12 protein-coding genes are annotated in these 11,774 nt (G+C 68.2%); all 12 read left to right on the top strand.

Annotation, left to right across the window (positions count from 1 at the left end; all coding sequences use genetic code 11):
* Positions 1 to 392: 392 nt before the first annotated feature.
* The 12 genes from glyA (at position 393) to ACFTXQ_RS13725 (ending at position 11,737) form a co-directional block, all read left to right on the top strand.
* Entirely contained in the window at positions 393 to 1,622 is a 1,230-nt protein-coding gene (gene glyA / locus ACFTXQ_RS13670; RefSeq protein WP_382639825.1) for a serine hydroxymethyltransferase, read from the top strand.
* Positions 1,623 to 1,726: 104 nt separating this feature from the next.
* Positions 1,727 to 3,073 (top strand): MraY family glycosyltransferase, encoded by a 1,347-nt coding sequence (locus ACFTXQ_RS13675; RefSeq protein ID WP_382640113.1) that lies wholly within the window; start codon positions 1,727 to 1,729, stop codon positions 3,071 to 3,073.
* Between the two features lie 276 nt (positions 3,074 to 3,349).
* Positions 3,350 to 3,787, top strand: coding sequence for a hypothetical protein (locus ACFTXQ_RS13680; RefSeq protein WP_382639828.1), 438 nt, complete (start codon positions 3,350 to 3,352; stop codon positions 3,785 to 3,787).
* A 240-nt stretch (positions 3,788 to 4,027) separates the two neighbouring features.
* The gene (gene atpB, locus ACFTXQ_RS13685) at positions 4,028 to 4,837 is read left to right on the top strand and encodes a F0F1 ATP synthase subunit A (RefSeq protein ID WP_382640116.1); all 810 of its coding nucleotides are present in this window, start codon (positions 4,028 to 4,030) and stop codon (positions 4,835 to 4,837) included.
* 77 nt (positions 4,838 to 4,914) lie between these two features.
* The gene (gene atpE, locus ACFTXQ_RS13690) at positions 4,915 to 5,148 is read left to right on the top strand and encodes an ATP synthase F0 subunit C (protein ID WP_030857147.1); all 234 of its coding nucleotides are present in this window, start codon (positions 4,915 to 4,917) and stop codon (positions 5,146 to 5,148) included.
* A 42-nt stretch (positions 5,149 to 5,190) separates the two neighbouring features.
* On the top strand, positions 5,191 to 5,733 hold the full coding sequence (locus ACFTXQ_RS13695; RefSeq protein ID WP_362392985.1) for a F0F1 ATP synthase subunit B: 543 nt from the start codon (positions 5,191 to 5,193) through the stop codon (positions 5,731 to 5,733).
* Positions 5,730 to 6,545 (top strand): F0F1 ATP synthase subunit delta, encoded by an 816-nt coding sequence (locus tag ACFTXQ_RS13700; protein WP_382639833.1) that lies wholly within the window; start codon positions 5,730 to 5,732, stop codon positions 6,543 to 6,545. The genes ACFTXQ_RS13695 and ACFTXQ_RS13700 overlap by 4 nt, the downstream gene beginning before the upstream one ends.
* A gap of 129 nt (positions 6,546 to 6,674) precedes the next feature.
* On the top strand, positions 6,675 to 8,270 hold the full coding sequence (gene atpA / locus ACFTXQ_RS13705) for a F0F1 ATP synthase subunit alpha (RefSeq protein WP_030660299.1): 1,596 nt from the start codon (positions 6,675 to 6,677) through the stop codon (positions 8,268 to 8,270).
* Between the two features lie 20 nt (positions 8,271 to 8,290).
* On the top strand, positions 8,291 to 9,208 hold the full coding sequence (locus ACFTXQ_RS13710) for a F0F1 ATP synthase subunit gamma (protein ID WP_382639836.1): 918 nt from the start codon (positions 8,291 to 8,293) through the stop codon (positions 9,206 to 9,208).
* Complete coding sequence (gene atpD / locus ACFTXQ_RS13715; RefSeq protein ID WP_054224704.1) at positions 9,208 to 10,650, top strand: F0F1 ATP synthase subunit beta; 1,443 nt, start codon at positions 9,208 to 9,210, stop codon at positions 10,648 to 10,650. Before ACFTXQ_RS13710 ends, atpD begins: the two co-directional genes overlap by 1 nt.
* A 141-nt stretch (positions 10,651 to 10,791) precedes the next feature.
* Positions 10,792 to 11,166, top strand: a complete 375-nt coding sequence (locus ACFTXQ_RS13720) for a F0F1 ATP synthase subunit epsilon (RefSeq protein WP_243631449.1) — start codon at positions 10,792 to 10,794, stop codon at positions 11,164 to 11,166.
* A gap of 124 nt (positions 11,167 to 11,290) precedes the next feature.
* Positions 11,291 to 11,737: a DUF2550 domain-containing protein gene (locus ACFTXQ_RS13725; protein ID WP_382639840.1), complete on the top strand. Its 447-nt coding sequence runs from the start codon at positions 11,291 to 11,293 to the stop codon at positions 11,735 to 11,737.
* Positions 11,738 to 11,774 lie beyond the last annotated feature (37 nt).

Raw genomic sequence — 11,774 nt, forward strand, 5'->3', positions numbered from 1 at the left:
AAGGTGCTCAATCAGGCGCTGGGCCCGGTGGTCACGGCCCTGACGGGTGTCACGGCCCGCCGCTGACCTGGCGGCCGGAGGCCGACGCCCGGGAGGCCCCCCTGGGGCCGAGCGGTGCGAGGAGCGCGTTGAGAAGGTGCTCAATCAGGCGCTGGGCCCGGTGGTCACGGCCCTGACGGGTGTCACGGCCCGCCGCTGACCTGGCGGCCGGAGGCCGACGCCCGGGAGGGCCCCCTGGGGCCGAGGCCGGGGCGCTGCCCCGGACCCGCGCCTCAAACGCCGGCGAGGCCGGATGTGCCCCCGCCGTCCCCCAGGTGCGGCGCCGCGGGGCGCGGGGCCTGGCCCCGGCCTACAGTGGCTGGTACCGGTACCCCACTGCGCGGGAGCATGCCATGAGCGTCATCACCGAGCCGACGGACCTCCTGCGCGCGCAGGATCCGCAGATGGCCGACGTACTCGCCGGTGAGGCGACGCGGCAGGCGACCACGCTGCAGCTGATCGCCGCCGAGAACTTCATCTCGCCCGCCGTGCTCGCGGCACTCGGCTCGCCGCTCTCCAACAAGTACGCCGAGGGGTACCCCGGCGCCCGCTACCACGGCGGCTGTGAGTACGTGGACACGGCCGAGCGGCTCGCCGTCGAGCGGGCCAAGGCACTGTTCGGGGCCGAGCACGCCAACGTGCAGCCGCATTCCGGTTCCTCCGCCGTGCTCGCCGCCTACGCGGCGCTGCTGCGCCCCGGGGACACCGTGCTGGCGATGGGCCTCCCGTACGGCGGCCACCTCACGCACGGTTCGCCCGCGAACTTCTCCGGCCGCTGGTTCGACTTCGTGGGCTACGGGGTCGACGCCGAGACGGGGCTCATCGACTACCACCAGGTGCAGGAGCTGGCGCGAACGCACCGCCCCAAGGCGATCGTCTGCGGATCCATCTCCTACCCCCGGCACCCCGAGTACTCGGCCTTCCGGGAGATCGCCGACGAGGTGGGCGCCTACCTCATCGCCGACGCCGCGCACCCGATCGGACTGGTCGCGGGCGGAGCGGCCCCCAGCCCCGTCCCGTACGCCGACGTCGTCTGCGCGACCACCCACAAGGTGCTGCGCGGCCCGCGCGGCGGGATGGTCCTGTGCGGCGCCGAGTTCGCCGAGCGCATCGACCGGGCGGTGTTCCCCTTCACCCAGGGCGGCGCCCAGATGCACACCATCGCCGCCAAGGCCGTGGCGTTCGGCGAGGCTGCCGGGCCCGCCTTCACCACGTACGCCCACCGGGTCGTCGCGCACGCCCGGGTGCTCGCCGAGGCACTGGAGGGGTACGGCTTCACCATCACCACCGGCGGGACGGACACGCACCTGATCACCGCCGACCCGGCACCGCTCGGCGTCGACGGCCCGACCGCCCGCGGCCGGCTCGCCGCCGCCGGCATCGTGCTCGACACCTGCGCCCTCCCGTACGGGGACCAGCGCGGCATCCGTCTCGGCACCGCGGCCGTGACCACCCAGGGGATGGGGGAGCCGGAGATGCTCCGGATCGCCGGGCTGTTCGCCGCCGCACTACACGGGGACGCCGCGAAGACACGTACGGAGGTCAACGAGCTGACGCAGGGATTTCCCCCTTACGGGGCCTAAACGGGATAAGAAGGGCGTACTGGAACCGGGATGCGGCACCCTCGCGTCCTCGGGGGAGGGGACATCGCAGCTAATGTGTGGGGCTGAGATGGCCGGCGATACATCTGGGGCAGCCCGTGCGTGAATATCTGCTGACGCTTTGCGTCACGGTCGCGGTGACCTACCTGCTGACCGGGCCCGTGCGGAAGTTCGCGATCGCGGCCGGGGCCATGCCGGAGATCCGCGCCCGCGACGTGCACCGCGAGCCCACGCCGCGGCTCGGCGGCATCGCGATGTTCGGCGGACTGTGCGCCGGCCTGCTGGTCGCCGACCACCTGCGGAACCTCAACGGCGTCTTCGAGCTGTCGAACGAACCGCGCGCATTGCTCTCCGGCGCCGCCCTGATCTGGCTGGTGGGCGTACTCGACGACAAGTTCGAGCTCGACGCCCTGATCAAGCTCGGCGCGCAGATGATCTCCGCCGGTGTGATGGTCATGCAGGGTCTGACCATCCTGTGGATCCCCGTCCCGGGCATCGGCACGGTCCCGCTCACCCAGTGGCAGGGCAACCTCCTCACCGTCGCCCTCGTCGTGATCACCATCAACGCCGTGAACTTCGTCGACGGACTGGACGGCCTGGCCGCCGGCATGGTCTGCATCGCTGCCACCGCGCTCTTCCTCTACGCCTACCGGATCTGGTTCGGCTACGGCATCGAGTCGGCCGCGCCCGCCACCCTCTTCGCCGCGATCCTGATGGGCATGTGCCTGGGCTTCCTGCCGCACAACATGCACCCCGCCCGGATCTTCATGGGCGACTCCGGCTCGATGCTCATCGGCCTGGTGCTGGCCGCGTCCGCGATCTCCCTCACCGGTCAGGTGGACCCGGACGCCCTGGCCCTCTTCGCCGGCGGTGAGCGCAACGCGACCCACGCGATGCTCCCCGCCTACATCCCGCTGATCCTGCCGCTGACCGTCATCGCGATCCCGATGGCGGACCTGGTCCTGGCCATCGTCCGGCGTACCTGGAAGGGCCAGTCGCCCTTCGCCGCGGACCGCGGACACCTGCACCACCGGCTGCTGGAACTCGGGCATTCGCACAGCCGTGCCGTCCTCATCATGTACTTCTGGTCAGGACTCATCGCCTTCGGCACGGTGGCCTATTCGGTGCATTCCGCCTCGATGTGGATCGTGCTGGCGATCGCCGCGCTGAGTGCCGTGGGCCTGACCCTGCTGCTCCTGCCGCGCTTCACCCCGCGCGCACCGCGCTGGGCGTACGGGCTGGTGCCGCCGCGCTACCGGCACGCCGTACGGGCCGCGGAGGCGGCGGCCGAGGCGGCCGCGCGGGACGCGTCGGGCACCGAGCCGGAGCCCGTCAGGCGGATCGCCGCGGGGGTCTCCGGCGTCAACGGGGCGACAGCGGTAGGCCCCCGTTCGCGCTTCCCCGACCGGCGTAAGGCCGGATCGGCACGCTGACGCCCGGCGCACATGTCCGACATGACGCCCCTTTAGCAGACAACCTGCCGCCCTGTCGTGCACACACGCGCGGGTTAACTCTCATGTGTGACAGTCGGCACACCCAGCAGGTAAAGCTCTCATCAAATAGTTTGTGATACCGTTCACTAAACCCGGCGACAGAGCCGAAGGACCGTAGTGCGACGGTCCATTGGCCCGAGGTTCCCTCTCGGACCGGGCTTACGCTCGTCCCGTACGAGTCCCGTGCCCCCACCACCACAAGCGGAGCAAACCGCCATGCGGTCAAACGACGTCCGATCCCTCCTGCAAGCTGCTGTGCCCACGGCGGTCGCCGGCGCTGTTGCCGCCGCGATCAGTGCCGGCGTGGTCGGCGGCAAGGGGGCGCTCGGCGCTGTCATTGCGACGCTGCTGGTGATCCTGTTCATGGGCGCCGGATTCATCGTTCTGCAGCGCACGGCGAAATCACTGCCGCATCTCTTCCAGGCCATGGGGCTCATGCTCTACGCGGCCCAGATTCTGCTGCTCTTCGTCTTTCTCGCCGCGTTCAAGAACACCACCCTGTTCCACCCCAAGGCGTTCGCGATCACGCTCGTGGCCACCACCCTCGTGTGGATCGGCGCGCAGACCCGTGCTCACATGAAGGCCAAGATCCTTTACGTGGAACCGGACTCGATGAAGGGCGACAAGCCCGAAAATTCGGGGCCGAAGACGTGAAGGGTAGGGCCGGGATAAGTGGGCGTTCGAGATCCTGCTATCGTCCGGTGCCATATGCGGCACTGCGGGCGCGGGCACCTGAGCTGACGCCTGTTCCATCGCGAGGCTCGATGCCTGACTGCCGCCCCACCATCCGTAACACCAGTCCAGTGCCGAACCGCGGCTTCGCCCGCGCCGACACAACGAGGTTGCCGTACCTATGCGCCACGCTGAAGGAGCCCTGCGGTGAGTGCTGCTGACATGACGCTCGCCTTCGAATTGAACTGTCACTTCGAAGACGGCACTGGCTGCGGCTTCCCGGGCCCGACCCTGTACTCGTTCCTGTTCAAGCCGATCTTCGGTGACGCGGACAGCAACCTGTACTTCAACAAGACGATGCTGCTGGCCTTGCTGGGCTCGATCATCATCGTCGGCTTCTTCTGGGCAGCGTTCCGGAAGCCGAAGGTCGTCCCGGGCAAGCTTCAGATGGTCGCCGAGGCCGGCTACGACTTCGTACGCCGCGGCATCGTCTACGAGACGCTCGGCAAGAAGGAAGGCGAGAAGTACGTCCCCTTCATGGTCGCGACGTTCTTCTTCGTCTGGATCATGAACCTGTGGTCGATCGTGCCGCTCGCCCAGTTCCCGGTGACCGCGGTCATCGCGTACCCGGCCGGTCTCGCCGCGATCATCTACGTCATGTGGATGTCGGTGACCTTCAAGCGTCACGGCTTCGTCGGCGGCTTCAAGAACCTCACGGGCTACGACAAGTCCCTCGGCCCGATCCTGCCGATGGTCATGGTGATCGAGTTCTTCTCGAACGTCATCGTCCGCCCGTTCACCCACGCGGTCCGACTGTTCGCGAACATGTTCGCCGGTCACACCCTGCTGCTGCTGTTCACCATCGCCAGCTGGTACCTGCTGAACGGGATCGGCATCGCCTACGCCGGTGTCTCGTTCGTCATGGTCGTCGTGATGACCGCGTTCGAGCTCTTCATCCAGGCTGTTCAGGCGTACGTCTTCGTGCTCCTGGCCTGCAGCTTCCTGCAGGGCGCGCTCGCCGAGCACCACTGAGCGAGTTCGCTCCGTAAACCCCCGAATCGTCCGGTGGCCAACCCCCACCGGTCCATGAAAGAGAAGGAAGAACTGGCATGTCCCAGATCCTCGCTGCCGCCGAAGGCGTCACCGGTTCCCTCAGCTCCGTTGGTTACGGTCTCGCGGCCATCGGCCCGGGTGTCGGCGTCGGCATCATCTTCGGTAACGGCACGCAGGCTCTCGCCCGTCAGCCCGAGGCTGCCGGTCTGATCCGCGCCAACCAGATCCTCGGCTTCGCCTTCTGTGAGGCGCTCGCCCTCATCGGTCTGGTCATGCCGTTCGTCTACTAAGACGAACTCCACGACTAGTCCGAATCGACGAAAGGCACTGATGTGAACCTCCTGGTTCTCGCGGCCGAGGAGCCGGGTAACCCCCTCGTCCCGCCGATCCCCGAGCTCGTCATCGGTCTGATCGCCTTCGTCATCGTCTTCGGTTTCCTCGCGAAGAAGCTCCTCCCGAACATCAACAAGGTTCTGGACGAGCGCCACGCGGCGATCGAGGGCGGTATCGAAAAGGCAGAAGCCGCTCAGACCGAGGCCCAGAGCGTCCTGGAGCAGTACAAGGCCCAGCTCGCCGAAGCCCGGCACGAGGCCGCGCGCCTGCGCCAGGAAGCGCTGGAGCAGGGCACTGCGCTCAAGGAAGAACTGCGCGCAGAGGGCCAGCGGCAGCGTGAGGAGATCATCGCTGCCGGCCACGCCCAGATCGCGGCGGACCGCAAGGCCGCCTCTCAGGCGCTGCGTCAGGACGTGGGCAAGCTCGCCACCGACCTGGCCGGAAAGCTCGTCGGCGAGTCCCTTGAGGACCACGCCCGGCAGAGCCGCACGATCGACCGCTTCCTCAGCGAGCTTGAGGAGAAGGCCGAGGCGGCCCGATGAACGGAGCGAGCCGCGAGGCGCTGGCCTCCGCGCGCGAGCGTCTCGACGCGCTGACGGACAACACGTCCGTCGACGCGGCGAAGCTCGCCGGTGAGCTGGCAGCCGTCACCGCGCTGCTCGACCGTGAGGTCTCGCTGCGTCGGGTCATCACGGACCCGGCGCAGTCCGGTGAGGCCAAGGCCGAGCTGGTGGGCCGACTGCTGTCCGGCCAGGTGGGCGGGGAGACCCTCGACCTGGTGTCCGGCATGGCCCGGTCCCGCTGGTCGCAGTCCCGTGACCTGGTGGACTCGCTGGAGGAGCTGGCGGCCACCGCCGACCTCACGGCGGCCCAGCACGCCGACGCGCTCGACGACGTCGAGGACGAGATCTTCCGCTTCGGCCGGATCGTCTCCTCGAACACCGAGCTGCGTGCCGCGCTGACCGACCGGGCGGCCACCGCCTCCGCCAAGAGCGAGCTGCTCCGCAGCCTGCTCGGCGGCAAGGTGAACGCCGTCACCGAGCGCCTGGTGACGCGGCTTGTCTCGCACCCGCGTGGACGTAGCCTGGAAGCGGGACTCGAGTCCCTCTCCAAGCTCGCCGCCGAGCGCCGTGACCGCATGGTCGCCACCGTGACCACCGCGGTTCCGCTCAGCGACGTGCAGAAGGCGCGCCTCGGTGCGGTGCTGGCCAAGCTGTACGGCCGCCACATGCACCTGAACCTCGACGTGGACCCGACGGTCCTCGGCGGGATCGTGGTCCGTGTCGGTGACGAGGTCATCGACGGCACCATCGCGGAGCGCCTCACCGAGGCGTCCCGTCGCATGGCCGGCTGACCAGCCACCAAAAGAACAAAGCATTCCTAGCGGCCCGGTTGGGCCGTGCAGAACTTGCAGAAGATTCCTGGGGGTCGCCCCCAGACCCCTAAGAAGCTTCAGGCCCAACAAGGAGAGCAGGGAACCCAGATGGCGGAGCTCACGATCCGGCCGGAGGAGATCCGGGACGCACTGGAGAACTTTGTCCAGTCGTACCAGCCGGACGCGGCCTCGCGCGAGGAGGTCGGAACGGTCAGCGTTGCCGGCGACGGCATCGCGAAGGTGGAGGGCCTGCCCTCCGCCATGGCGAACGAGCTGCTGAAGTTCGAGGACGGCACCCTCGGTCTCGCCCTCAACCTCGAGGAGCGCGAGATCGGTGCGATCGTCCTCGGCGAGTTCAGCGGTATCGAGGAGGGCCAGCCGGTGCAGCGCACCGGTGAGGTTCTCTCCGTAGGTGTCGGCGAGGGCTACCTCGGCCGCGTTGTCGACCCGCTCGGCAACCCGATCGACGGCCTCGGCGAGATCGCGACCGAGGGCCGCCGCGCCCTCGAGCTGCAGGCCCCGGGCGTCATGGTCCGCAAGTCGGTGCACGAGCCCATGCAGACCGGCTACAAGGCCGTCGACGCGATGGTGCCGATCGGCCGCGGCCAGCGTCAGCTGATCATCGGCGACCGTCAGACGGGTAAGACCGCTCTGGCCGTCGACACGATCATCAACCAGCGTGACAACTGGCGCTCCGGCGACGTGAACAAGCAGGTCCGCTGCATCTACGTCGCCATCGGCCAGAAGGGCTCGACCATCGCGTCCGTTCGCGGCGCCCTGGAAGAGGCCGGCGCGCTCGAGTACACGACGATCGTCGCCGCCCCGGCGTCCGACCCGGCCGGCTTCAAGTACCTGGCGCCGTACACCGGTTCCGCCATCGGCCAGCACTGGATGTACGCCGGCAAGCACGTCCTGATCATCTTCGACGACCTGTCGAAGCAGGCCGACGCCTACCGCGCCGTGTCGCTGCTGCTGCGCCGCCCGCCGGGCCGTGAGGCCTACCCGGGTGACGTCTTCTACCTGCACTCCCGCCTGCTGGAGCGCTGCGCGAAGCTCTCCGACGAGATGGGTGCCGGTTCGATGACCGGTCTGCCGATCGTCGAGACCAAGGCGAACGACGTGTCGGCGTTCATCCCGACCAACGTCATCTCCATCACCGACGGCCAGTGCTTCCTGGAGTCCGACCTGTTCAACGCGGGCCAGCGCCCGGCGCTGAACGTCGGTATCTCGGTCTCCCGCGTCGGTGGCTCCGCCCAGCACAAGGCCATGAAGCAGGTTTCGGGTCGTCTCCGCGTCGACCTGGCCCAGTACCGCGAGCTGGAGGCGTTCGCCGCCTTCGGTTCCGACCTGGACGCCGCGTCGAAGGCCTCGCTGGAGCGCGGCAAGCGCATGGTCGAGCTGCTGAAGCAGGGCCAGTACCAGCCGATGCCCGTCGAGGAGCAGGTCGTCTCCGTCTGGGCCGGCACCACCGGCAAGATGGACGACGTCCCGGTCGCCGACATCCGTCGCTTCGAGTCGGAGCTGCTGGAGCACCTGCGCCGCGAGCGCAAGGACCTCCTGACCTCCATCGCCGACGGCGGCAAGATGTCGGACGACACCCTGGGTTCGATCGCGGACGCCATCGCCGCCTTCAAGCGGCAGTTCGAGACCTCGGACGGAAAGCTCCTGGGCGAGGACGTTCCGGCCGTCAACGTCTCCAAGTGACGACGGAAGGGACCTGACTCATGGGAGCGCAGCTCCGGGTCTACAAGCGTCGCATCCGTGCCATCACGGCGACCAAGAAGATCACCAAGGCGATGGAGATGATCGCCGCCTCGCGCATCGTCAAGGCGCAGCGCAAGGTGGCGGCGTCGATGCCGTACGCGACCGAGCTCACCCGTGCGGTGACCGCGGTGGCGACCGGTTCGAACACCAAGCACGCCCTGACCACCGAGGTCGAGGCGCCGACCCGCGCCGCGATCGTGCTCATCACGAGCGACCGCGGTCTGGCCGGCGGCTACTCCTCGAACGCCATCAAGCAGGCGGACCGGCTCACCGAGCGGCTGCGGGCTGAGGGCAAGGAGGTCGACAGCTACATCGTCGGCCGCAAGGGTGTCGCCTACTACGGCTTCCGTGAGCGCAAGGTCACGGACTCGTGGACCGGCTTCACCGACAGCCCGACCTACGCCGACGCCAAGCGCGTCGCGGCGCCGCTGATCGAGGCCATCCAGCTGGACACGGCCGAGGGTGGCGTCGACGAGCTGCACATCGTCTTCACGGAATTCGTGTCGATGATGACGCAGAACGCGGTGGACGGCCGGATGCTGCCGCTCAGCCTTGAGAAGGCTGCGGAGGAGGACGGTGCGAAGGGCGAGATCCTTCCGCTGTTCGAGTTCGAGCCGTCGGCGGAGGACGTCCTCGACGCCCTTCTGCCGCGCTACGTCGAGAGCCGGATCTACAACGCACTGCTGCAGTCGGCCGCTTCCGAGCACGCCGCCCGCCGCCGCGCGATGAAGTCGGCCACCGACAACGCCGGGGATCTCATCAAGAGCCTCTCCCGGCTTGCCAACGCGGCCCGCCAGGCCGAAATCACCCAGGAAATCAGCGAGATCGTCGGTGGCGCCAGCGCCATGGCCGACGCGACCGCGGGGAGTGACAAGTAATGACGACCTCTGTTGAGACGGCCGCCGCCACGGGCCGCGTCGCCCGGGTCATCGGCCCGGTCGTCGACGTGGAGTTCCCCGTCGACGCGATGCCCGACATCTACAACGCGCTGAAGGTCCAGGTCGCCGACCCGGCCGAGGACGGCGCGCTCAAGACGCTGACCCTTGAGGTCGCCCAGCACCTGGGTGACGGCCTGGTCCGCACCATCTCGATGCAGCCCACCGACGGTCTGGTCCGCCAGGCCCCGGTGACCGACACGGGCGAGGGCATCACCGTCCCCGTCGGCGACTTCACCAAGGGCAAGGTGTTCAACACCCTGGGTGAGGTGCTCAACTACCCCGAGGCGAACGCCGAGGTCACCGAGCGCTGGCCCATCCACCGCAAGGCCCCGAGCTTCGACGAGCTCGAGTCCAAGACGGAGATGTTCGAGACCGGCGTCAAGGTCATCGACCTTCTCACCCCGTACGTCAAGGGTGGAAAGATCGGTCTGTTCGGTGGTGCCGGTGTCGGCAAGACCGTTCTGATCCAGGAAATGATCTACCGCGTCGCCAACAACCACGACGGTGTGTCGGTGTTCGCGGGCGTCGGTGAGCGTACCCGTGAGGGCAACGACCTCATCGAGGAGATGGGTGACTCGGGCGTCATCGACAAGACCGCCCTTGTCTTCGGCCAGATGGACGAGCCGCCGGGCACGCGTCTTCGCGTCGCGCTCGCCGGTCTGACCATGGCGGAGTACTTCCGCGATGTTCAGAAGCAGGACGTGCTCTTCTTCATCGACAACATCTTCCGGTACACCCAGGCGGGTTCCGAGGTGTCGACCCTGCTCGGCCGCATGCCCTCCGCGGTGGGTTACCAGCCGAACCTGGCCGACGAGATGGGTCTCCTCCAGGAGCGCATCACCTCGACCCGTGGTCACTCGATCACCTCGATGCAGGCGATCTACGTCCCCGCGGACGACCTGACCGACCCGGCGCCGGCGACCACCTTCGCCCACCTCGACGCGACGACGGTTCTCTCCCGTCCGATCTCCGAGAAGGGCATCTACCCGGCCGTGGACCCGCTGGACTCGACGTCCCGCATCCTCGACCCGCGGTACATCGCGGCGGACCACTACGCGGCCGCCATGCGTGTCAAGGGGATCCTGCAGAAGTACAAGGACCTCCAGGACATCATCGCGATCCTCGGTATCGACGAGCTGGGCGAGGAGGACAAGCTCGTTGTCCACCGTGCCCGTCGTGTCGAGCGCTTCCTGTCGCAGAACACCCACGTGGCGAAGCAGTTCACCGGTGTGGACGGTTCGGACGTTCCGCTCGACGAGTCGATCACCGCGTTCAACGCGATCTGCGACGGTGACTACGACCACTTCCCCGAGCAGGCGTTCTTCATGTGCGGTGGCATCGAGGACCTGAAGGCCAACGCCAAGGAGCTGGGCGTCTCCTGATCCGGCGCGCTCCGCGAGGAGCGCATCCGGTTCGCAGGTTTCGACGGAGAGGGGCGGGTGTGTCCCGTCCCTCTCCCCACGCCCATTAGAATTTGACCCAACACCCGGCTGATCCGCCGGGTGGTGACCCGAGGAGCCACCTTGGCTGCTGAGCTGCACGTCGAGCTGGTCGCGGCGGACCGCAATGTCTGGTCCGGCGAGGCCACCCTTGTTGTCGCCCGCACCACGTCCGGCGACATCGGCGTCATGCCCGGTCACCAGCCGCTTCTCGGTGTGCTGGAATCGGGCCCTGTGACCATCCGTACCAGCGAGGGCAACACTGTCGTCGCCGCGGTGCACGGCGGTTTCATCTCGTTCGCGGACAACAAGCTGTCCCTGCTGGCCGAGATCGCCGAGCTCGCGGACGAGATTGACGTCCAGCGCGCGGAGCGGGCACTGGAGCGCGCGAAGTCGGACGCCGATGCGGCCTCCGAGCGCCGCGCCGAAGTGCGTCTGCGCGCGGTCGCGGGGCACTGAGCGCCGTACCAAAAGTGTGAAACCTCAGCCGCGGTCCGGTCCGGAATTTTTCGGAGCGGGTCGCGGCTGAGGCGATGCAGGTCTGTTTTTCGTCTGTATTCGATGAGCGAGGAGGTCGGTGAAGATGCTCCTCGCTCTGCTTGTGAGCGGCCTGGTCGTAGCCCTGGTGGTGATCGGGCTGTTTGTCTTCGGCCTGCGCCGCAGACTGATCCAGCGTTCCGGCGGCACCTTCGACTGCAGCATGCGCTGGGGTGTGGCCGAGGAGCCCGACGTCTCCGGCAAGGGCTGGGTGTACGGGGTCGCGCGCTACAGCGGTGACCGCATCGACTGGTTCCGCGTCTTCAGCTACTCGCCCCGCCCGCGCCGGCTGCTGGAGCGTGCCTCCATCGAGGTCGTCGCCCGCCGCGCCCCCGAGGGCGAGGAGGAGCTGGCCCTGCTCTCCGACGCCGTCGTGCTCGGCTGTCTCCACCGGGGGACGCGCCTGGAGCTGGCGATGAGCGAGGACGCGCTGACCGGTTTCCTGGCCTGGCTGGAGGCGGCGCCCCCCGGGCAGAGGGTCAACGTGGCGTAGTCGCGCGATGACGTGAGGAAGCCGGGGAGACGGGGGC

Source organism: Streptomyces sp. NPDC057010 (assembly GCF_042673805.1).
GTDB lineage: Bacteria > Actinomycetota > Actinomycetes > Streptomycetales > Streptomycetaceae > Streptomyces.